Origin of the sequence: Nonomuraea solani, from assembly GCF_900108335.1 — a bacterium.
GTDB lineage: Bacteria > Actinomycetota > Actinomycetes > Streptosporangiales > Streptosporangiaceae > Nonomuraea > Nonomuraea solani.
This window is the reverse complement of record NZ_FNVT01000003.1, coordinates 543728-566185: the sequence shown is the minus strand read 5'-3', so window position 1 is coordinate 566185 and position 22458 is coordinate 543728. Positions and strand designations below refer to the sequence as shown.

The following is a 22458-nucleotide window of genomic DNA, read 5'->3' as shown; positions in this document are numbered from 1 at the left end:
GCCCACCGGCCAGGGTGGGAAATCGCCACCTCAAGGGGTAGGGCCAGCCCCACCGCCTTCTCCTCGTCGGCAGGGCAGACTGCACCTGTGATGGGGATACGACCCGGGTCCGGCGGGCCGGCGCGGCAGGCCGTCAATGCTTTGGAGGGGTACGCGCGCAACGGAGTGAGCAGCCTGGCGGCGCTGGCGCTGAACGCGGTCACCGGCCTTGCGGCGCTGGTGGTGCTCGCTCTGGTGCTGGTGAGCGGTGCCCTCGTGCCGGTGGCCGGTCTCGGGCGGACGCCGCTCGGCCTCGGGCTCGTTCTCGTCCACCGCCTGGCCGCCTTCCAACGCCGCTGGGCGGGCCGGGTGCTCGGCAGGGACGGCGCCGCAGGCGGCCACCAGCGCGAAACCGACCGGCCGTGGCGGGCCACTGCGGTGCCGGAACCGCGCCGGCGCGGCACGCGGCGTGAACTGGGCTGGCTGGCCGTGCACGTCGCCACGGGCCCCGCCCCGGTGGTGGCGATGGGGGCGATGCTGGCCGCCCTGGACTATGTCTGGTTCCGGCTGCGGCCGGCGGAGACGAGCACGCTGAACACGTTCGCCCTCAGCTTGTCCATCGTGGCCATCGCGGTCGTCGCCCTCATGGCCGTCCCCCTGTTCCACATCGGGCAGGCACGACTGGCGCGACGGCTGCTGGACGGCGGCACCGCGACGGACGCGCGGATCCAGGCGCTGACCGCGTCACGGGCCGCGGTGGTCGACGCGCGCGCAGCCGAGCTGCGGCGCATCGAACGCGACCTGCACGACGGCGCGCAGGCCAAGCTGATCGCCGTCCGCCTGCACCTGGGGCTGGCCCGCGGCTCCCGTGATCCGGGCGAGATGGTCCGCATGATCGAAGAGGCGCGGGAGGTCGCCGGCCAGGCGCTGACAGACCTGCGTGACCTGGTGCGCGGCATTCATCCCCCGGTGCTGTCCGACCGGGGTCTGGCCGGCGCCATCGAGGCGTCCGCGCTGCTGTGCCCGATGCCGGTCGAGGTCGACATCGACCTGCCCGGCCGCCCGCAACCGCCCGTGGAGTCCGCCGTCTACTTCGCCGTTGCCGAGGCGCTGGTCAACGTGGCCAAGCACAGCGGCGCCTCCCGCGCATGGGTGCGGCTGCGGCACACCGCCGGCGTGCTTCGCATGACCGTGGGCGACAACGGGTGCGGCATGGTGCGCCGCGACGGTGGCACCGGAGTACGCGGCATCGAGGACCGCCTGTCCGCCTTTGACGGCTCGCTCACGGTGACCAGCCCTCAAGGCGGCCCTACCGTACTGACCATGGAGGTCCCGTGCACGTTGTCATAGCCGAAGACCTGGCACTCCTGAGGGACGGGCTGGTCCGCCTGCTGTCGGCGAACGGCTTCACCGTCGTGGAGGCCGTGGACAACGGTCCCATGCTGCTGGAGGCGCTGATCCGGCACCGCCCGGACGTGTCCGTGATCGACGTGCGGCTGCCGCCCGGCTTCACCGACGAGGGACTACGCGCCGCGCTGGAGGCGCGCAGCCGGATCCCGGGGCTGCCCGTGCTGATCCTCTCGCAGTACGTGGAGCAGCTCTACGCCAGGGAGTTGTTGTCCGACCGCTCCGGCGGGGTGGGCTACCTGCTGAAGGACCGGGTGGGCGATGTCGACAGATTCATCGACGCGGTACGCCAGGTCGCCGCAGGCGGCACCGCGATGGACCCGGAGGTGGTCTCCCAACTGCTGACCCGCCGCAGCCGCGACGAGCCGCTGGCCGCACTGACCCCCCGGGAGCGTGAGGTGCTCGCGCTCATGGCGGAGGGACTGTCCAACCTGGCCATCGCCGCCCGCTTCCAGATCACCGACAAGGCGATCGGCAAGCACACGAACAACATCTTCGCCAAGCTCGGCCTTCCTCCGTCCGACGACCACAACCGGCGCGTCATGGCGGTCCTGGCCTACCTGCAGGCCGCACCCACACCATCACGACCACCGGTGTAGCGCTCACGTGAATTGCTTGGAACAGTGGTGAGCGGACGGTCGCCCACCCAACAGCTCTACGACTCCCGCGAATCGACGACTGCCCAGCAGATCGCCGACCTGTTCGGCGTGCCCCGCCCATCGGCGGTATACGAGCATCTCGACAAGACCCAGACCTGCGCCTGCCGAAAATTCCATCCATGCAGCTCAAGCCGCTTGTGAGTACTCGTGGAGCACACCGCCGTGTGGGAGACCCTGCACGCCGCCGGTATCGATCCGGCACCCCGTCGGACCGGGCCGACCTGGCGGCAATTCCTGACCGCACAAGCCCACGCGATCATCGCGTGCGACTTCCTGGTGGTCGAAACGATAATGCTCAAACGACTGTATGTGCTGATCTTCATCGAGCACGGCACCCGGCGACTGCACCTGGCCGGAGTGACCCCGCACCCGACCGGAGCATGGACGGTGCAACAGGCCCGCAATCTGGTCATGGCCTCAGGTGACCGCATCGCCGGGCTGCGGTTCCTGATCCACGATCGGGACCCGCTCTTCACCTCCGCCTTCCGGGAGGTCTTCACAGCCGAAGGGTTGCGGGACATCACCACGCTGCCGCGGACGCCGAGGATGAACGCCATCTGCGAGCGCGTCATCGGTACTCTGCGCCGTGAGCTGTTGGACCGGATACTGATCCTCGACGAACCCCACCTGGCATTCGTGCTCCGCGAATATCTGATCCACTACAACGACCGGCCGCACCAGTCCCGGCACCAGCGTCCCCCAGACATCGCAGCGCAGCCCGCCCGGGATGTGACCGACCTCAGCGACCTGCGATCCGTTCGCCGAAAACCCGTCGTCACAGGCATGATTAACGAATACCGCCACGCCGCATAACCGCAGCTCAGGCCACGTAACCCAATATTCGAGCGGCACACGATCGAGCAGGCCCTGCAAGCTGCCCGCGCTGAACAGACCAGCCGACAGTGGCAGGACAAGTTCAAGATCCGCGCCGGGGTCGAGGGCACGGTCCGCCAGGCCATCGCGGTCACCGGTCTTCGCCGCGCCCGCTATCGAGGCATCGCCAAAGTCCACCTCGAACACGTCTTCTCCGCCGTCGCCCTCAACCTGATCCGCCTCGACGCCTGGTGGGACAACCAGCCCCTCGATCGAGGTCGCACCAGCCATCTCGCGCGCCTTGAACTGGCAGAACTTGCTTTAACCTCCTGAAGTTGAGTTAGCCAGCAAGGTCGGCGGGGGCCGCCGCAGTCCACGCAGTCGCGTTGCCGTTGGCCCGTCGCCGCCCTCCCGCTCAGGTCACAGCGGTGGCATGGACCGGCCCCCGCTGGAGACGGCCTTCGGCTCGGCTGTCGGCTGCGGGGGCCGGACGGGCTGCTCAACGGGAGGTGTCAACCTCGGTCGTTGGGGCTGCACTCCAGCGCGGTGCACAAGGCGGCCAGGGGCGCGGCGCGGACCGGTCACCCGTCCCCGCCGTGCCCGAACCGAACCAGACCGGACCGGGAAGGCACTGCCAGGGTCTTGGCCGCACGGGGGGCGCACCCGCCTGTGCGGTGATCTGTTCCAGACCGGCCGCCGCAGCCTCCCCGTTCCCCGCGATCAGCGCCGCATACGTGGTGATGACCGTGGCCAGCAGGTCGGCCAACGCCCGCCGGGTCTCCTCCTGCATCCGTGCCCGCCGGAGCTCCGCGTCGATCTTCGCCCGCCGGTCAGCCTCCTGACTTGCGGAGATGCCTGGCTCGCGAGAGCCCTGCGGGTTTACCGATGGATCTGGACGACCGACCAATCGAAGTCGATCTCCTCGAGGACGCCCATCTCCGAGAACAGCGAGTGAATCCCACCGAAGTCGCTGAACAGGCGACTGCGGCCGGGGCTCTTGCAGTCTTCCAGCATGCTGCGCCCCCCCGCCACGCCCGCCAGGTCCATGATGCGCTCCCACGTACCGTAGTCAGCGGTCGTGTAAGCGGTCAGGGCCTCGAAGGCCGAGCGGGTGAAGAATCGCTGCTGCGCTGGGTCGAGGCTCGGATAGACCTTCTTGGCCAACTCGGCCGCGATAGCCGAGTGGCAGTATTCATCACGGGCGTGTAGCCGTGCGGTGGCGCTGTGCACGGGCTGGATGTCGGGGTCGTCAGCGATCGTGTCGAGGTACGGGCCGATGCCGATCTCGGCGATGGTCGCGAAGGCAAGGGTCGTCAGGCTACGCTGCCAGCGCTCGACAGACCCTTCCCATAACTCCTGGTGGCGCCGCGAGTGCAGCGGCAGCGGCAGCGCGTTATCCGGGTATGGTCTTCCACGTAGCTTTCGCGTGACGGCACTCGCGTTCATGTGCATGAGCGTGTGGTACTGCTCGTCGACCATCGCCTGGGTAAGGCACGTCTCCAGCTCGTCACCGGACAGGGCAGGGAACTCCCCGCTGATGACCAACCCGAAGGCCGGGTTGGCGATCGCCTCTTCGGTCACGATCGTCTTCCGGTTGAAGGCGATGATCGCCCAGGTGAGCACGTCGCTGCGCTGAGCTGGGTCGAGAGCAAGCCAGGTCGGATGGGCGCGGAACGGAAGGATGCTCTCCGGATAGTCAGGGCGATCCAACTCGTACAGGTCCTCCAAACGGAGTTCGTCACGCTTGACGCTCGCGCGGCGGTGCCAGTTGCCGGCGAGCCGCCGGATCACTGCGCTCTCGGTGGCGTCTACGCCGCCGTCGTTGATCGCCGCCAGATCTTCGAAGAGCGCTTCGTCGTATCCGTCGCGCTTGATGACGCCCATCAGAATTGCTCCATCTTGTAGTCAGGGCATGGTTGGAAATAGGTGAACAGGCGGTCGTCCCAGAATTCGTGCAAGACCACCAACGGTTCAGTGACCCCATGATCAGGATCCGCTCGGTCCAGCGGGAGTTTCCAGGCATAGGCCGTGCTGGGCGCCATGATCAACGGAATCCCGGCGAACTCGGTACGTATGGCCGTATGGACATGGCCACACAAGATCCCGACCACTTGGGGGTGGTCGGCCAGCGCGTCGGCGAGTGCCTGAGAATCGGCGAGTCGGGAGCCGTCCAGGTTGGAGATACCGAGTGCGAGCGGAGGCTGGTGGAAGGCGACCACGGTCGGCCCCCTGTACCCGCGCAACGCCTCTGCGAGCCATTCGAGCGTTGCCGCTCCGAGCTCGCCTCTCGAACTGCCCGGCACAACAGCGTCGCAGAGAAGCACCGTGAGCTCCCCGACCCTGGCTACCTGGTTGACCGGACCGTCCCCTGGCTGGTTCAGCAGCATCCGGCGGATCAGGCCTCGGTCATCGTGGTTGCCAGGGCAGACGAAGACCGGCAGCACCCCCGACAGCGGATCCAGTACCTCCGCGAGCGCCTCGTATTCGCGGTCGAGCCCGTCCTGGGTCAGGTCACCAGTGATGACCACCCCCGCCAGGTGCTCCGCCCGCCGCCGCAGATACTCCACTACGCGGGACGCCCGGGCACCATGGCGCCCGGCCGCGTGTATATGCAGGTCGCTGATGTGGGCGATGCGAGTGACCCGCTCAGTTGGCGACTTCATAGAAGCCTTGCCCGTCGAGGTAGCGGGCCGTGTGATAGTCCCGCTCGACGACCCCCGGCACCTCGTGGACCAGATGGACCAGCATGGGGTAGGTCATGTCGTTGATCGAGCGATGCAGCGTGTCCCCTACCCGGGTCCGGATCAGGGCCTCGTCGAAGCTCTCCAGGGCTTCCAGCTCGGCCATCCGCGGATATGCGGCCAGGGCACCCGACCTAGGTGAGATCATGTTGACGCAGGTGGCGTGGCGCGAGATCTCGTAATCGCGAACCGCCCTCTCTCTGAAGCGGTCCTGGTCGACGTATGCGTCAACGGTCCACTCCAGCTGCGACTCACCGATCGCCTTGCCCGTGAGCACGGGCAGGTCAGAGCCGCAAATCCGGATGCCGGTCTCGATCAGCCGCGGCCCGTCTGGGGTGAGCTTCAACTCTGTGTGTGCGCCGCCGTTGCGCACCCCCAGAGCGTTCAGGACCTCGCCGGCGTATGCGGCCAGCAAGTCCTGCTCCGGCCCCCTTCGGGGCATCAGCACAGACCCGCCGAGCAGATCCTTGACTCCGTTGATGTCTAGGTGCTGGGTCTCCCAGATATCGCAGATGTAGTGGGTTCCGTCCATGCTGACCGAGTTGACGTAGTACTCGGTGCCGCGCAGGTACTCCTGGGCAACGACCCCGTCGTTCACCTGGGTGAAGGCGCTGTATGAACCGGCGAGTGACCGGAAGGCCGCGATCACTTCGTCGGCGGAGTCGCAGAAGGAGACCCCGTCGTTGAGCGCGCTCCGCAGCGGCTTGATCACTACTCTGCCGCCGACCTTCTCGTACCAGTCGAGCAACGTCTGCTCGTCGGTCGCCCGCACCTGCTCGGCGGCCGCGACGCCCACCGCCTTCACCGTTTCGACCATCTGGTACTTATCGCGGCGGGCGGAGCTGAGAGCGGCTCCGTTGGTGCGAAGACCCAGCCGGTCACTGAGCTGGTCCGCGAGCTCGACGCCGCTCTCCGCCCCGGCGATGACAACGTACGGGCCTTGTGCGGCGACCCGTTGGAGTGTCTCCTCCAGGTCTCCGCGGTGCACGATGTGCTCGTAGAAGTCATCTGGCCGGTAGCGGGAGGCGAAGATCGGGGGCGGTTCTGGTGTGCTCTGAACATGCAGGGTCCGGAATTCCCGCTCATGGAAGAGGGGGGCTAGGAAACGGGCGGTCGAGTACGCGTCGACAATCGCGACGACAGGCTGCTGGGTCACGGGTTCCTCCTGTTCAGGGCCGCTCCGATGAGTCCGGAGAACAGCGGATGTGGCCGGGTGGGCCGGGAACGAAACTCCGGGTGTGCCTGGGTGGCGACGAGGAACGGGTGAATCGCGCGGGAATACTCGACGAACTCGACCAATTCCCCGTCGGGGGAGGTGCCGGAAAACACCAGGCCGGCGCGCTGGGCCAGTTCCTCGCGATATCGATTGGTCACCTCGTACCTGTGCCGATGGCGTTCGCGGACGACGGTGGTCCCATACAGTTCGTGGACCAACGTGCCCTCTGCCAGCACCGCCAGGTAACCCCCGAGCCGCATGGAACCGCCCAGGTCGGCTTCGCCAGAGACTGCAGCGACCTGGTCGGCCATCGTAGAGATCACTGGGTGCGGGGTGTCAGGACGGAACTCGGTGGAGTCCGCGTCAGGCATTCCTGCCAGCGATCTGGCCGCCTCGATCACGACGCATTGCAGGCCGAGGCAGAGACCCAGCATCGGAACCTGCTGCTCGCGGGCATATGTCACGGCCGCGATCTTCCCGGCGACGCCCCGGTCACCGAACCCGCCGGGTATGACGATCGCATCCGCATCGTGCAGCACGGTCTTGGGGTTGGGCAGGCAGGCCTCCGCGTCCACCCAGTGGAGGTGCACCCGGGCCTGGTGCGCGAAGCCACCGGCCCGCAGCGCCTCAGCGACCGAAAGATAGGCGTCCGGCAGCTCGACGTACTTGCCGACCACGGCGACGGTGACCTCGTGGAGCGGGTGATGGACCCGCCCGACCAGATCATCCCATCGGGTCCAGTCGATCTCGCCCGCGACCAGGCCCAGCTTGCCAATGACAACACGGTCCAGTCCCTCGGCGTGCAGCGCACAGGGGATGTCGTAGATGGAGGGGGCGTCGATGGCAGCGACCACCGCCTCTGTTTCCACGTCACAGGCTGCAGCGATCTTCTGCTTGAGCTTGTCGGGGATGGCGCGATCGGCCCTCAGTACCAACGCGTCCGGCCGGATGCCCAGGTTGCGCAGGGCCGCTACCGAGTGCTGGGTCGGCTTGGTCTTCAGTTCCTGGGACGCGCCCAGGTAGGGGACAAGCGAGACATGGAGGTGGAAGACGTTCCCCGGACCTTCCTCGTGCCGCAACTGCCGGATCGCCTCCAGAAAAGGGAGCGACTCGATGTCACCGACGGTACCGCCGACCTCGGTGATGACGACATCGACGTCGTGCGCCGCCCGCCGGATGTTCGCCTTGATCTCCTCGGTGATATGCGGGATGACCTGGACGGTCTCCCCCAGATAGCCACCGCGTCTCTCTCGTGCGAGTACCTCCGAATAGATCTTTCCCGTTGTGATGGAGGCGACTGAGCTGAGGTCGACATCGAGGAACCGTTCATAGTGGCCAATGTCCAGGTCGGCCTCGGCACCGTCCTCGGTGACGAAGACCTCGCCGTGCTGTAGCGGGTTCATGGTGCCTGGGTCGACGTTGAGGTAAGGGTCGAGCTTCTGCATGGTGACCCGCACCCTTCTGGCGGCCAACAGCGTCCCAAGGCTCGCGCCGGTGAGCCCCTTGCCCAGGGAGGAGACGACCCCGCCCGTAACGAAGATGTACTTCAAGCTCTCTACCTCCCAGGTCACGATGCGGATGACACCAGGGCAGGGTCGGACTCTGTGGCCTTGGGCATGAGCTGCCCCCGAGCCAGCGCACGCTCAAGCCAGGAGCCGGCGAGAAGTGAGGTGGCGATCGCGGTGAGTATCAAGGTGGTGAACAACTGCTGGCTGACGATCCCCGCGTCAAAGGCGAGTGTCGCCATGACGATCCCTGGGCCGCCGCGCGCGTTCATCGCGACCGCCAAGTTGATCGCGTTCTGTGCGGGGCTCCCGGCCAGCCGCGCCCCGACAAAGACCCCGACGATCTTCAGTGCGCAGGCGAGCAGGATGAACCCGATGGTGAACCACAAGGCGAACCCGTGCACCAGATCAAGCTTGAGGCCCACTATCGCGAAGTAAATGGGAATGAAGAACCCGGAGGCGAAGGAGCGGATCACCGTCATGGATTCCGATCCGGTGCGAGGCAGGTCCGTCAGCAGTCCGACAGCGAATGCACCGAAGATCGGCGCCAGCCCGAGCAGGACACATGAAGCGGCCACGCCCAGCGTGAGCACGATCCGGATCGCCACCTGATCAGCGGCGCGGTCGGACACGAGCCGGCGAGTTGGCCGACGTACCTTGCTGACCCCGTACACCAGCAGCAGGAATCCAATCGAGGCAAGCGTGTGGTAAGCGATCGACTCGGTGGTGGAGGAAAGCTGCAAGACCGTGGACAGACCGAATGCGTCCTGCTTCGCATGACTCACCATGCCGAGCGCGACGGCGAGTAGGACATTCAGCACGATGTCCTCCAGCACCGCAACCGACAGAACAACTCGCGCGAATACCGTTTGCATGATGCCCAGATCGAGCATGATCCGGGCGATCACGGGAATGCTGGTGACCGCGAGCGAGCTGATCAGCACCAGCCCCAACGCAGTGCTGTCGTTTGCCGGGCCGATGAGTCCGGAGCCGTCCAGGGACCACGTGAACAGCACGCCCCCGGCCAGAGGTACCACTATCCCCGCTACTGCGATCATGCCGACCATTCGGCCGTCGTGGCGAGAGAACACTGTCCTCATCTCCGCACCGGCAAGGAACATCAGCAGCAGCATTCCGATCTGACCGACCAGGCCGAGCCCGCTGGCGACCGCTCCGGTCCGGGGAAACAGCCATGCCTGTGCTTCAGGAGCGAACATGCCGAAGAGCGTCGGCCCAAGCAGGAGGCCGCCGAGGATCTCCCCGATCACTGGAGGGTGGCGGAACCGTTTGAACATCCGCGCGAACAGGTTGGCTGAGCCCAGCAGGATTGCCAACGCCGCCAGGATGCCGAACAGGTCACCGTCGGTGATGCTCACTATGGTCTCCGGAAATCGAGGCTGAACCGGGACGCCACAGCCGAGGAAGATCCGGTGTACTTGCCGTCGTAGTTGATCGCGGAACCCTGCATCGCCCAGAAGGCAAGCTTTCCGATGATCATTCCGGGGTAGACCCGGACGGGATGGGCGACCTTGATCTCAAGCGTCCAGGGGAAGACGGCGCCGCTGTGTCCCAGCGGGGCCGAGTACTGGATCCAGATGCCAAGAGTCGAGGCCGACCGGCAGGCGTAGAGCGTGGCCGCGTGGTGGGGGCCGCCCATCGCCTCCATCGTGCTACCGAGGTAGAGTCGGCCGGGTTCGAGAACCATCCCGTCCGAGCCCATGATGGTGTGCACCGTCTCCCGTGGTTCGTAGCAGTCGATGACCTCCTGCTCGTAGGTCAGGATGTCCTCCGCCAGCCGGAAGCCGTAACTGTTGGGCTCAAGCCTTTCGGCGTCGAAGTCATCGATGTGGATACGGCCGACCTCGACCTCGGCCAGGATCTGCGCGCCGGTGAGGATCACAGCCAGCCCTCCAGGACTTCGCGCACGGCGGCACGATGCCCGTCCAGATCACCGCTGTTGTGCAGCTCCAGGTCCGCCTCGATCTCGTCCAGCCGGCTGGTCGAGCGATCGGCGCGTGTCGGGTCGCCCCGTTCGGCTAATCGCTTCTGCCGCAGGTCCTCATCGCAGCGAACCCGCAACACCCGGAAGCCCAGGGCACGTAGGGCGACGGCGTCCACCTGCGGGTCGCGCAAGTCGTCATTGACGATCACGTCCGCGTCGGCGGTACTCAGCCTGACCGTGAAGTCATCGATAAAAGCGCGCGGGTTGATCCGGCGTAGGTTGTCGGCCAGGTTCTCCATCAGGATCTGGTCTTGCGCTCCGGCGCCCACTTCCCGGCCCGCAGCCGTATACACCGAGTCCTGCAGGTCGTACAAGGGCTTCGCCAGTTTGACCCTGGCGTGGCTGAGGCCTGCGGCGGTCGCTGCTTCCTCCAGCAAGGACGCGGTCGTCGACTTCCCGCTGCCCGCCAGGCCGATCACGGCGATCCGAAGGCCTCCGCCGCGCAGTACCCGGTCAGGGTCCACATCGAGGGTGCCACGCAGTCGGATCATCGCCACCGACGGAAGAACCTCACGGAGGTCGGCGAGCGATCGGTAGAACGCGCAATAGTCCGGTACCAGGTGGGACTGCCAGGTGAAGAACGTGGTGTCCACCTGACGGTCAACGATCTTGTTAAGGTGAGCCCAGCGCTCGGCCTCTGACCGTAGCGGCCAGGTAGTGAGCGGCTCGCCGGGCCGCACCTCGGGCAACAGGATCGCTGCGAGCCGCCGCGGCTGTGCCGAGAACTCAACCCCCAGCCAGCCCTCGAAAAGGTCCGGATCGATGAGCACTTTGTCGGTCGCGGCCCGCTCATCGATTCCGGGGTCCACCTGTTCGCGGACCAGCCGCTCCAGCCGGGCATCGGCTCGGATGGTGCCCACACCGACGTACGGGTAGTCGCGCCACGGGTAGACCTCGATCTTCTCGCCAACGCGGCGGCAGAACAACTTGTCGCCGGTGAAGTAGGACCAACCGGGACGGCGCAGCGCCGACAGCATGGTCGTCGTCTTACCCGCGCCCTTCGCCCCGGCAATGATCACGGCTTCATCGCCTCGGACCAGCCCGGAGGCATGCAGAACCACGGTGCCGAGGTCCTCTTCGGTCCGGATGATCAGATCACGCAGGAAGTCGATGACCTGGATGGCGGAGCCCGCAGTGATCCGCAGCCGGAACAGCCCGTCCGACCGGGCGTCCTTCGGGACGTCCACCAAAGTGGCGCGGTTGACGTAGAGGCGGCGGTCGCCCTCCTCTACCACATGGGCGTCGAAGTTGAACTCTGCCGCGTTGCTGCGCCGGATCACAGACTGCTCGGTGTCCCAGATCCGCCGGTCAACGTCAGCTTCGGGATCGTACGCATCCACCTTGATCGTGAACGTGGCCGACCGGTCCGAGACCGGCACCAGCAGATGCCGGAAGAAGCGGCGGATCGGCTGGAAGGCGGGTTCAGCGTCGGGTGAGATCTCGAGCCGGATCACGGTGTTCAGGAATTCGAGGTCAATCATGGTCATTGGGTTCCTTGGCAGAGGCGAGGGCGGACAGCAGGAGGTCTGCGTGAGCGCGTAGCGACTGCGCCCAGATGGGGTCCAGCAGCGGGGCCAGCCCGTCGATCCCGAGATGAAAAGCGATGTTCAGTCCGACCCAGGTGCCGGCGCAGTCCGGGGCGAACGTCCAAGTCACGGCCAAGGAGTCGAAGTCGCCTTGGGTCTGTGTGAAGACCAGCCGTTGGCCTGAGGTAGTGGCCTCCCGCTGAGTCCAGCCCACCCGGCTTCCGTTGAGCAGGACGCTCCAACGGGCTGTCCCGTCCGATTGCGGCTCGACCTCGAGCACATGAGGCGCGAGCGTCGGCAGGCCGATACCCTCCCGTACGATCTGGCGGAGTTCGGCCGCCGACGCGGGGACAAAGGCCGTAGCGGAGATCTGAGGCATCACGCCTCCTTCATGAACGGAGCGAGGAAGCCGATGTCAAGACCGACCGCACGGGAGAGCACAGCCCAAGAGCGCAGGGTCACCAGCATGTCGCGCTGTCCCTGCGCGATCAGACGGTCGGGCAGCTCGCCAGGGAAGGCTTCAAGCAGCCGCTCCCAGAACACGAAGATCTCGTCATGGGAGCTGGGGCCCCCGAACTCCTCCGCCAGGGCGAAGATCTCGATGAGGTCGGTCCCAGAGGCCTGCGCGACCTCCTGCAGCCCGTACTCCAATCCGAGCGCGAGGCAGTGCGCGTCGGCCACCGGGACTCGTCCTGCGAGCCGGTTGTCTACGTCGACGAGTTGCTCCAGCAGTCGCAGCTTGACGGCACTCTGCATCTGCGGCTGATCAGTCCCGCCCTCAATGTCCTCGATATAGGAGCGGCCCTCGGCCAGCATCAGCCAGGCGGCCTGGATCCAGGCCCCTACCGCCGCCGTGACGGGCCGTGCATGCCCAGCCCTGACCTGGGGGAAAACCGGGATGTCCGCTGCGTTCATGCGCTCGTTCCTCCGGTGTAGTCGATCCGCTGGGCCAAGGCGCCACCCCGCAGGGCGCGCAGCAGCACTCCGGCTTCGCGGCCGGGGATGGCCCCCAACCCGGTGAGGGCGTACGGTCCAGCGGGAGCCTGGCCAGAAGCAGGCATTGCACCGTCCGACGTCAGCAGCAGCTCCGCGCCGGGCAGGAAGGCATACCGGTCCGCGCGATCGGCCGGGTCGAAGGCGACACTGACCGAATGGGTCTGCGCGGTGAGGGCTGCCGCCTCCCTCACCAAGGCGAGGTAGTCGGCGGCGATCCGGGCATCCGGCCGGGTCAGGGCGGAGGCTACTGTCACACGCAGCCGCTCCACCTTCGCACCGAGCGCGGCGAACGAGGCATCCGCCCAGCCCTGTTCTGCGACGAGCCGAGTCCACCTGAGCAGGTACCACTTCCGGGTGGTGTAGACGTCACCGTGGTGGGAGAGGATCGCGTCCATCAGGAACAGGAGCGTGTTGATCGCATAGCCGGCCCGGCCCCGCAGCTCGCCGGCGGCTTCGGCCAGGGCGAGATGAACCGCCTGCTCGATCGAGCTCTGCAGTGCCGCCCTGCTCCACACGGCCGCCAGTGCCGGCAGCGCGGCGACATAAGGCATCTGCCCATCGAGAGTCACGCCGTTGATGATGCGCTCGGTCTGTTTGCGCCGAGGTTCCCGATGCTTGTCCCAGCTCCGGAAGACCTTGACGATCTCTTCCGGGGGACGAATGGCCAGGTCTGTGAGCTCCTTGAGGTTGGCAGCCAGCTCCGCGGCGGAGAATGAGACGACCTCCAGATGTTCACCCCACTCGAAGATCTTGGTGGAGATCCGGGCACCTTCCAGGGGTTCGTCCTGGATTCGAATGAAGTCCAGGTCGCTGGTCGCGTTGGCGAGACCGTGCACCGGCGAGCTGGTGATCAGGAGCTGTCCGGGGCCGACTCGCTCAGTCATGAGTGCGCCGAGCGCCGCCGGATCCAGCTGCCTGCTTCGCAGGAAGGTCGTGACGTTGGCGTGCCTCTGCTCGGCCAGCCGCGTCGTGGAGAGATTCATGAATCGACTTTCTGGAGGGAGCTGAGAAATCGCCGTCGCACCAACTGGGCCGCGAACGTGTTATCGACTTCGCCCAGGTGACAGCGGGCCTCGATGCCGGGGCCCGCAACCGCGAAGGTGGCCAGTAGCCGGTCATCTCCGGTGTTGACCACGTGGGCACCCGGTTTGGCCGCCGGCCGCACCACAGGACCGGCCCCGGCTGGCGCGGCGGTCGGCTGGTAGTCGTCGTGCAACTCGACGAAGATGACCGAAGGAACGGCTCCGTCTGACAGCGGCACGCCATGCTGGTCTAGGAACCGGGCGACGACCGGACGACCGGAGTCGGGATCGATCACCTCCTGGAGCACAGCCATCGCCCTGGCCATGGCAGGTCCGGCCTCTTGCGGTGGGACCACCCCGTAAGGGCGGTCCAGGGTGTTGACGCAGAGCGAGCCATTGTTGGCAGGGTGGTAGACCACACTGGACCGGGCCGGGTCCAGGGCACCCGCCGCGTCCCACACGGCCAGGCCCGCCTCGATCAGGGGCTCGTTGAGGTGGACCAGTTTCGCGCATCCCACGATGCCGTGGTCGGCGCTTAGGATCACGGTGTCGTTCTGGTCGGCTCGGTCCAGCACCCGCCCGAGGAACTGATCAGCCCAGCCGTAGGCCTGGCGCACGAGCTCCCACAGGGCAGGGGCGCTTTCGGGGCGGAACATCCCGCTGCGTTCGTCGCACCAGCCGATGAACTCGTGCCCGACATCGTCGGTGATCGGAAGATAAAGAACGACGAGATCGGCTTCATGGCCGGCCAGCGTCCGCTCTGCCGCCCCGATGAACGCCCGCGCCGCGCACTGGACCGCAGAGAGAAAGACCTCCTCCGCCGCACCATCGCCGCCTTCGACCAGACGGGGACCGAACACCCCAGTCCGGTAGGAGGGACCGAGACTCTCCCCGGCGAAGACCGGAGCGGTGCGCATCGCCTCGACCAGAGCCAGGTCCGCTCCCGCAAAACGGGCGTGGTAGAGGCCGGTATGGGCGAACAACCGATCGCCGCCCGGCTGCTCCAGACAACGAATCCAGGTGCCGAGACCGTCAGAGAACCGGCGCTCGACCCACCCCTCGGCCGAGCGCACCAGTCGGCCGTCGAACAGCAGCCCGCCCGGCACAGCTTCAAGCCTGTGCCCCTGCCATTGCACCTTTGCTCCGGCGGGGACCGGCAGATGGCCAGGGCGGGCGATTCGCCCGCTGAAAGCCTCGACAGCGGCGTCGACCCAAGGCGCCACGGCGCCATCAGCGTCGAACACCCATGGGACGTGCACGAAGGCCGCCCGCAGACCGAGCTCCGCCCAGACCGGCGGCATCAGCGGGAATTTGGGCCCAAAACCCGAGCTCATCCCGGTGACCGGCCCGTCCCGGTCCGGAACGGGAAAGCCGGTCACGCCGTGTCGCTCCGTCCCTGTCCCCGTGAAGAGAGTCGCGAGGGAGGGCGGGGTCTGACAGTTGGGGCGCGGTGGCCTCGCAGCGGCGAAGCTCCCCGTTGCCCGCAGCCTCCGTACCGCCGGCAGCGACCCCTCGGCCTCCAGCCGGTCGACGATCCAGGCCGCTGCGGCATCCCAGACCACCCAGTAGACCGTCATCGCGGCCCGGCCAACAGATCGGGCAGGTCCACGATCGAGTCGATGGTGTGCGAAGCACCGCCGGTCAGCCCTTCGGCTTGTTGATCGGCGAACTTACCAGTCCGTACCTGGACGGTGACAGCTCCGACGGCGCGGCCTCCGACGATGTCGGTGGTGGCATCATCCCCGACGACGACGCAACCGGTGACCGGGGTCCCGGCCGAATCAGCGGCCAGGGTGAAGAACTCGGCCGACGGCTTGCCTACGACGACGGCCTGACAGCCCGCGGCGTACTCCAGCGCGGCGACGACCGCCCCGGTGTCAAGGTGATCGCCGTCTGCGCGCTTGAAATAGCGGCCGCGCTGCAGCGCCACCAACTGCGCTCCCGCGCGGAGCGCGCGGAACGCTCCGTCGAGAAGGCTATAGTCCAGGGTGTCGCGGCAGTCCCCCACCAGCACATGCGTGCGGGGAGCGCAGGCTACGGCTTTGAACTCAGTGCGCAGAGCCTCGGCAACGACCAGATAAGCGTTCCCTCCAGCCGCCTCGAGCAGCCGTTGAGCTGCGACCACCGGTGTGAACAGCTCCTCCTGCTGGATCCTCAGCCCGAAGCCCTCCAGGTCTGCGGCGACTCGGACCAGAGGTTTGGAGTCGGTGTTGGTCAGGAACCGCAGCACGTGGCCTTGCTCACGCAGCGCGGCGACCGCTGCCGTCGCGCCCGGGATGGGCTCACCCTCGGCGTAAAGCGTTCCTTCCAGGTCGAGCAGGATCGTGTCCACCTCAGCGCACCGCCAGGGCCAGCTCGGGGCGGGCGGACACAGAGTCCTTCAGGAAGGTCCTCTTCGAGTAGAAGCCACGCTGGTCGTTCAGGCCGCGGGCTCGAAGGAACCCTTCCAGCCACTGTGCGATCTCCGCCATCTCATCCAGGACAGCGGCCTCGTCTGCAGCGATTGCAGTACGGCTGCGCAGGTACTCCAGTTCGCACTGGTGCAAGACGACGTCGGGGGCGTCCAACAGGCTGCAGTGGTCGAAGAAGATCCCGTATACGTGTCCGGTGGTCACGGACTCGAAGTTGACGTCGTAACGGACCCGACGGAAGGAGGGCAGCCGGACCGCCTCAACGCCTAGCACGTTGGTGATGTAGTCGCCGAACTGCTCGACCTCGACACCGTAGGTGTGGCTCTCCCTGCGCTCGAAGGAGTCCTCGGCGTACCACTTGCGCTTGACCAGATGCTTGCCGTCGGTAGTGGGGATGAAGGAGACGTATCCCAGCTCTGCCGCGGGCGCGGTGATCTCGTACAGGTGGTTCAGGTAGTCCCACGCTTGGAACTCATCGCGGTACTCCATGACGTAGCCGGGTAGGTCGCCCGCTAGCAGGCTCCGATAGAGGTCCAGGTTGGCGGTCCATATGTCCACTGGGGGAGTGAGTGTGTACTTGTACTCGAGCTCTTGGCCGACGAAGCACTTGCGGTAGTACCGCTGGTGGTTGTTGAGGAACAGCGCCTGCTCGCTGTGGAGCCGGGCTGCCTCGGGCAGCCAGCGCAGCGAATCGGCAGGTTCGGCCAGCGGACTCGAGGTGATCCGGATGAAGCACGCGTCTTCCTCAAGGAATCGGATCTGGGAGTACACGTGCAGCCCGTCGCTGGTGTCGCTCAGGTAGAACAGTGGGACGATCGGGCCGTCTCCCAGCAGGCTCCGGACCTCCTGGCTCGGCCGCATGCCGGGGAACAGGGCGACCCCCTCAGATCTGACCCGGCAGTCACCAGCGATCAGCTCGACCGGGCCGAGGTCGGACCAGCGCAGCACGAGGGTGTTGCCCGGGGCCTGCAGCTCCAGCGGAATCAGGATGAGCGGCTCGTCCGCGCGCAGCGGAGCTGTTCCGTTAAGGACGTGCAACCCGCCCAGAACCAGCCAGTAGTTGCTCTCTGTCACGTTCAGTCTCACTTTCCGCCCGTCACAGTGACGGTCCCGCCGCTGATCACTGCATGTCCTTCGCTGGGCAGGCCCTGGGCCGCCACCGCTGGCAGGCGGGCCTCCCGCAGCAGGATGGCCAGGTGGCCAAGGGTGGAGCCCTGATCGAAGACGAACCCTGCGACCTCACCGATAAGGACCGAGAGCACGGCGTACGGGCGAGAGGCCCGGACGATCGGTGGCTCCGAGCAGGCCCGGACTCGCGCGATGATCTCCGCGAGCCCTTCGTGGCCGGACAGGTCCTGCGACCTGTCAACACTGACTGCCGGCCCGATCGACAGCCGGCTGAGCACTTCGTCTTCGTCCAGGTCGAGCAGCGGCCCAGCGGCGGTTCCCGCCGAGATCACACGCGCGTCGGCGGAGTTCAGGGCGTCCCCGCCCAACAGCGAGTAGTCGACGAAGAACAGTTTCCCCGACTGCCGCACCCACTCAAGAGTCATCGGTCCGTACCGGTCACTCATGGCCCCGGTGAACTGGGCAAGCTCGCCTAAATGGGCGTTGATCGGGTTGTCGGCCGGGTCGATCTGTCCGTCACGTATCATCACCGCCGCGGCGCCCGAGGTGCCGCGGTTGAGTGCCATGAGGCCCTCAGGGGTGTACTCGACGATGAAGTCGTCGCCGACCCGCCGGGAGATGATTCCCAGATCGCCCCGAAGGTAGTCCCGAACGATCACTGTGTGCAGCCGGGTGGAGTCCGGTCCTGCTCCGGTGGTCTCGGCGAGCCGGTCGAGAAGCTCCGCCTTGTGCACCACGATCTGCCGGAGGGTGTCACCGAAGTCCAATACGCACTCGTCGGCGCCACCCTCGTCGATGACCTCACGCAGTCGACCACCGGTCTCCGCAGCGCTCAGGCCACGCCCGTTGAAGTGGACGACCCAGCCGTGGCCGACACCGACACCGCATTCGACGGCCAGCCTGTGCGCCGGCCCACGCTTGGCCGCATAGCCGCCATAGATTGCGGAGACCTCACCGAGATCGGCGGAGGCGGGTATCTCGTCGAAGTACAGTCTGTAGGCATCAGCAACCGGCTCGTCATGGCAAGGGTTCTGCTGGGACGTAGCGGTCTGCGGCCGGACCTGGATGAGGTGCACCCCGTCAACGTCGGCGGCCCACTCGACATCCACGTCATAGCCCTCGGCCGCGCGGAGCGCCTGTACCAACCGCACGACCTCGGCCAGCGCAGGGACATCACCGGTGAGCTCAGCCGATTTGGCAAGGACCGGCACGGCAACCCCGGCGACCAGAGAGTCGGCCAAGCCTTCGACATATTCGATCACGACCCCGTCCTCGGGGTCGGAGAAGGCGACCCCGGCCAGCTCCGGCCGGATCATCCTCTGGACGATGACGGCCAGCCTGGGTTTATGGGAGAAGTCGCCCGCGCGGATCCGGGCCGCCACAGCGGAGGCCTCGTAGTAGGAGCGCCAGCACTGCTCGACCGCCTGGGCCACCGCATCAACGCCCTGTACACTCAGGACCGTGGTATGGATCCCGGCCAGGCTCGAGCCGGCGGTGTCCTCGTCGAGGCCGGAGGAGCGGACGGCGAACTCGACGCTCTCGTCATCGCCGAACATGTCGGCGATCCGGATTGCCAGCAATTGCCGGGCCTGTTCGGTCAGGTGCACCCCGGACACGATCTTGTGGATGTCCATCAGGGAGTCCGTGAGGAATGCTCCCACTGTGGCTCGAAGGTCATCGAAGGCTGCGGCCAACCCGCGGCGCTGGCCGTCATTGAACGCTCCGTCGAACTCCTCGGCTGAGATGCAGAACGCGTCAGGGACTCGGAAGCGGCGACTGTGCGCCGCCAGAGCGGCGAACTTCGGTCCTGTCGTAGCGGGGTCGACGCTCGCCCTCAAACCGACGAAGCGCTGCCGGGCGAACTGCTTGTGGAAATCCTTATGGATGTCGCTGCGTCGGGGTCCGGTCGCGCCCTGGTACTTACCGTCGTAGAGTTCGATATCTCCCTGCGGTCGCCACCACATCATCTGACCGATATTGATGCCCGGATAGACCCGGATCTTGTTCATGGAGTAAAGCTGGAGCGTCCATTGGCCCTTGTACCCGATGTCGCCCAGACTCGCCGACAGGTTGATGAACAGCCCTAGCCTTGCCACCGATGAGCGTGCGGCGAAGGTCGGCGCATAATACTCGCTGCCCAGGACCTCGATCGTATGCGCAAGATACAGCCGACCAGACTCAAGGACATATCCTTCGTCGGGGATCTCGATCTCGTCGCACTCGTTGCCGTGCCGAGCATCCAATGGCATGTCCCGATAGACGCATAGCGTCCGACCGAGTCGGAAGTTGTAGCTGTTCGGATTCACCTGCTCGGGAGTGAAGGGCTCGATGGTGATACGACCATTCGCCCATTCCCGCTCAATCTCGGCACCCGTGAGGATCACTGTCCACCCGCCCTGAATCTTTGCTGGGTGAACAACATCCCCCCGTGGAGTAGCGCAGCAGTATCGCGCAGATGGCGCACCAGATCAGCACAGGACGGCAGCGGCTCCGCTTCACCTGGACCGCAGGACCAGCCGCTACCGACGACCACTGGCGATACCTGCGCGATACGGATGACACGGGATGATTACTGACTTAACAGCCGATCGCCCCCTGGAGAGTCACCATTCACGCCCAAGGACAACGGCCCCTGCTCATCCTTATCGTGACGGGCCTTCAGAAGTACCGTGAGTACCTACTGGCGAGCATCAGCACCCGCTACCGGATCCATCTGTTCACTCTGACCCCGACCACTTGGGAAGATCCTTACCTGGTCGGCAGCACCGTCGTCGCGGCGACCGACACCGACACACTCACCGTGGCGGCCGCCGAGCTGAATGCGCGTGAGCCGGTCAGTGGCGTGATCTGCTGGGACGAATCCCGGGTCCACCAGGCAGCATGCGTCGCCGAGAGCCTCGGCCTCCCACATACTCCTGCCGAGGCAGTGTGGCGCTGCCGCGACAAATACCAGGGCCGCTCCGCCCTGGCCCTGGCCGGGCTTGCACAGCCGGAGTTCGCTCTGGCCGGGACCGTCGAAGAGGCCTTGGCCGCAGCCGAGAACATCGGCTATCCAGTGGTGGTCAAGCCCCGGGCCGCAGCGGCCAGTTATGGCGTGTCGCTGGTGCGCTCTGCCGAGAAGATGGCCGAATCCTTCGCCTTCGCGGACCAGGCAACCGTGGCCCATATGCCGGAGTTCGACCAGTCAGTCCTGGTTGAGGAGTATCTCGCCGGGCCCGAAGTGAGTGTGGACTCCGTAGTCGTCGGTGGGCGCGTGACACCGCTGTTCGTCGGTCGCAAACAAACCGGCTACCCGCCCTACTTCGAGGAAACCGGCCATGTGGTCACGAACCATGACCCGCTGCTGCGCGACCCCACTTTCCTCAGCTTGCTCCAGGACACCCACACTGCGCTCGGCTTCACCCACGGCTGGACTCACGCCGAGCTGAAACTCGACCCGATCCTGAAGGTCATCGAGGTGAACGCCCGGCTCGGGGGTGACATGATCCCTTATCTTGGGCTGGCCGCCTCAGGGATCGACCCTGGCCTGGCTATCGCCGCGCTGGCCAGCGGCACGGAGCCAGTGCTCGAGGCGCAACGCGACCTGGTGGCGGCGATCCGGTTCTTCTATCCCGAGCATGACGACACCGTTATCGACAGCGTGAAGTTCGACGCTGCGGCACTGCCGGCCGAAATCGACCGAGCAGTCGCCGTCGTCATGCCCGGCGACACCGTCTCCCCACCACCGCGCGGCCTGCTGCTGGGCCGGATCGCGTACGCCACCGCGGTCGCCCCGACCGCGCAAGAGTGCGTGGCCGCCCTCGACCAGGCGGCCAAAGCACTGCAGATCAGAGAAAGGACAGAGGTCCGGTGACCACCCACCCCCCTGCGACCCACGCCGGGAAAGTCGGTGTACTCGCGACCTTCACCGAGTCGCCGTTCGCCGTGAAGGCGCTTCTCTTCGGTGTTCTGGTCAACAAGCTGGGTTCGTTCGTCCAGGTCTTCCTCATCCTTTTCATGACCACCCGTGGTTTCACAGGGGTCCAAGCAGGGATAGCACTAGGCGTCTACGGTGCCGGCTCCGTTCTGGGCGTGCTGATCGGCGGCACGCTGGCCGACCGCATCGGCGCCCGGATGACCATCGTTTTGGGAATGTTGGGAACTGCCGTACTTCTCGTCGCTGTGCTGCACATCCGCTGGTACGCGGGGATATTAGCGGCGGTGGCTCTGGTCGGGATGATCAGCCAGGTCTACCGGCCGGCAGCCTCCTCATACATCGCCGCGCTGATCTCAGGCGACCGGCAGGTGATGATCACCGCGATGTACCGGCTGGCGCTCAACCTGGGCACCACCGCCGCTCCGCTGCTCGGAACGGCACTGGCAACAGTCTCCTACGAGCTGCTGTTCTACGGCGAAGCGGCCGCCGCCCTCTGTTACGCCGTGATCGTCCTGGTGGCCTTGCCGCGCGGAACCGTCGCATCAGTTGCCACCCCTGCCAGCCGCACAGGTGGGTACTTGGTGGTCCTGCGTGACCGCCGCTTCGTGGCCTTCATGTTCGCTGTGATGCTCAACTCGGCGGTGTACATCCAGTACATGAGCACTCTTCCTCTTGCCATCCGCGAGGCGGGCTTCAGCACCTTCTGGTACGGAGTCATGCTCGCGATCAACGGTGCGATTGTGATCTGCTTCGAGCTGCTGATGACCAAGCTCGTCCAGACGTGGCGGATGCGACGGGTGGTGACAGTCGGCTTCTTCTTGCTGGGCGCCGGTATGGCCGTATACGCGCTGCCTGGCGGACTGGCGGTGTTCGTCATCGGCACCCTGCTCTGGACACTCGCCGAGATCATCCAGGGGCCGTCAATGTTCGCCTACCCCGCCCTCGCCGCCCCCCCTGAGAGCAGCGGGCGCTATCAGGGTGCCACCCACGCGATGTTCGGTATCGGAACCGCTGTCGGCCCCGCTATCGGCGTCGTCCTTTGGAGCACCCTCGGCAAGCCTGCCTGGATCATCATGGGCGCGATCTCCGTGCTGGCCCTCGTCCCCGCTTGGTATGCCATCGGCAAGGACAGGTGAC

General features: G+C 66.3%; 20 protein-coding genes. 6 read left to right on the top strand and 14 right to left on the bottom strand.

All coding sequences use genetic code 11. The features are described from left to right. The first annotated feature begins 90 nt into the window (after positions 1-90). The 4 genes from C4V41_RS13715 (at position 91) to C4V41_RS66095 (ending at position 3191) form a co-directional block, all read left to right on the top strand. Positions 91-1329: a sensor histidine kinase gene (locus C4V41_RS13715; RefSeq protein ID WP_103956193.1), complete on the top strand. Its 1239-nt coding sequence runs from the start codon at positions 91-93 to the stop codon at positions 1327-1329. Beyond that, complete coding sequence (locus C4V41_RS13710; protein WP_103956192.1) at positions 1314-1985, top strand: response regulator; 672 nt, start codon at positions 1314-1316, stop codon at positions 1983-1985. Before C4V41_RS13715 ends, C4V41_RS13710 begins: the two co-directional genes overlap by 16 nt. Positions 1986-2192: 207 nt before the next feature. Then, positions 2193-2858 carry an integrase core domain-containing protein gene (locus C4V41_RS13705; protein WP_103956191.1) on the top strand — a complete coding sequence of 222 codons (666 nt, stop codon included), beginning with the start codon at positions 2193-2195 and terminating at the stop codon, positions 2856-2858. Between the two features lie 24 nt (positions 2859-2882). Continuing rightward, entirely contained in the window at positions 2883-3191 is a 309-nt protein-coding gene (locus C4V41_RS66095) for a transposase (RefSeq protein WP_146103665.1), read from the top strand. Positions 3192-3737: 546 nt separating this feature from the next. On the opposite strand, the gene C4V41_RS13695 is transcribed toward C4V41_RS66095, so the two are convergent. The 14 genes from C4V41_RS13695 to C4V41_RS13635 are packed head-to-tail and all read right to left on the bottom strand — an operon-like array spanning position 3738 to position 19789. After that, positions 3738-4742, bottom strand: coding sequence for an AurF N-oxygenase family protein (locus C4V41_RS13695; protein WP_103956190.1), 1005 nt, complete (start codon positions 4740-4742; stop codon positions 3738-3740). Continuing rightward, positions 4742-5521: a phosphodiesterase gene (locus tag C4V41_RS13690; RefSeq protein WP_103956189.1), complete on the bottom strand. Its 780-nt coding sequence runs from the start codon at positions 5519-5521 to the stop codon at positions 4742-4744. Before C4V41_RS13690 ends, C4V41_RS13695 begins: the two co-directional genes overlap by 1 nt. Further along, positions 5505-6755 (bottom strand): ATP-grasp domain-containing protein, encoded by a 1251-nt coding sequence (locus C4V41_RS13685; RefSeq protein WP_103956188.1) that lies wholly within the window; start codon positions 6753-6755, stop codon positions 5505-5507. Before C4V41_RS13685 ends, C4V41_RS13690 begins: the two co-directional genes overlap by 17 nt. Then, positions 6752-8365, bottom strand: a complete 1614-nt coding sequence (locus tag C4V41_RS13680) for a CTP synthase (RefSeq protein ID WP_200823957.1) — start codon at positions 8363-8365, stop codon at positions 6752-6754. Before C4V41_RS13680 ends, C4V41_RS13685 begins: the two co-directional genes overlap by 4 nt. A 17-nt stretch (positions 8366-8382) precedes the next feature. Beyond that, positions 8383-9696, bottom strand: coding sequence for a cation:proton antiporter (locus C4V41_RS13675; RefSeq protein ID WP_103956186.1), 1314 nt, complete (start codon positions 9694-9696; stop codon positions 8383-8385). Further along, positions 9696-10220, bottom strand: a complete 525-nt coding sequence (locus C4V41_RS13670; RefSeq protein ID WP_103956185.1) for a dCTP deaminase — start codon at positions 10218-10220, stop codon at positions 9696-9698. The genes C4V41_RS13675 and C4V41_RS13670 overlap by 1 nt, the downstream gene beginning before the upstream one ends. After that, positions 10217-11809, bottom strand: a complete 1593-nt coding sequence (locus C4V41_RS13665; RefSeq protein WP_200823956.1) for an AAA family ATPase — start codon at positions 11807-11809, stop codon at positions 10217-10219. Before C4V41_RS13665 ends, C4V41_RS13670 begins: the two co-directional genes overlap by 4 nt. Further along, on the bottom strand, positions 11796-12227 hold the full coding sequence (locus C4V41_RS13660; protein WP_103956184.1) for a type II toxin-antitoxin system RatA family toxin: 432 nt from the start codon (positions 12225-12227) through the stop codon (positions 11796-11798). Before C4V41_RS13660 ends, C4V41_RS13665 begins: the two co-directional genes overlap by 14 nt. Next, positions 12227-12763 (bottom strand): DUF6031 family protein, encoded by a 537-nt coding sequence (locus C4V41_RS13655; protein ID WP_103956183.1) that lies wholly within the window; start codon positions 12761-12763, stop codon positions 12227-12229. The genes C4V41_RS13660 and C4V41_RS13655 overlap by 1 nt, the downstream gene beginning before the upstream one ends. Then, positions 12760-13827 carry a DUF6001 family protein gene (locus C4V41_RS62905; RefSeq protein ID WP_200823955.1) on the bottom strand — a complete coding sequence of 356 codons (1068 nt, stop codon included), beginning with the start codon at positions 13825-13827 and terminating at the stop codon, positions 12760-12762. Before C4V41_RS62905 ends, C4V41_RS13655 begins: the two co-directional genes overlap by 4 nt. Continuing rightward, entirely contained in the window at positions 13824-15443 is a 1620-nt protein-coding gene (locus C4V41_RS62900; protein WP_200823954.1) for an alkaline phosphatase family protein, read from the bottom strand. Before C4V41_RS62900 ends, C4V41_RS62905 begins: the two co-directional genes overlap by 4 nt. Then, on the bottom strand, positions 15440-16198 hold the full coding sequence (locus tag C4V41_RS13645; RefSeq protein WP_103956182.1) for a TIGR01458 family HAD-type hydrolase: 759 nt from the start codon (positions 16196-16198) through the stop codon (positions 15440-15442). The genes C4V41_RS62900 and C4V41_RS13645 overlap by 4 nt, the downstream gene beginning before the upstream one ends. A 1-nt stretch (position 16199) precedes the next feature. After that, complete coding sequence (locus C4V41_RS13640; protein WP_103956181.1) at positions 16200-17363, bottom strand: hypothetical protein; 1164 nt, start codon at positions 17361-17363, stop codon at positions 16200-16202. Next, entirely contained in the window at positions 17360-19789 is a 2430-nt protein-coding gene (locus C4V41_RS13635) for a PEP/pyruvate-binding domain-containing protein (protein WP_103956180.1), read from the bottom strand. The genes C4V41_RS13640 and C4V41_RS13635 overlap by 4 nt, the downstream gene beginning before the upstream one ends. Positions 19790-20052: 263 nt before the next feature. Between C4V41_RS13635 and C4V41_RS13630 the strand changes: the two genes are divergently transcribed. Beyond that, a complete protein-coding gene (locus tag C4V41_RS13630; protein WP_200823952.1) occupies positions 20053-21258 on the top strand; it encodes an ATP-grasp domain-containing protein in 1206 nt (401 codons plus the stop codon). Beyond that, positions 21255-22457, top strand: coding sequence for an MFS transporter (locus C4V41_RS13625; protein ID WP_103956178.1), 1203 nt, complete (start codon positions 21255-21257; stop codon positions 22455-22457). Before C4V41_RS13630 ends, C4V41_RS13625 begins: the two co-directional genes overlap by 4 nt. Position 22458: the final 1 nt, after the last annotated feature.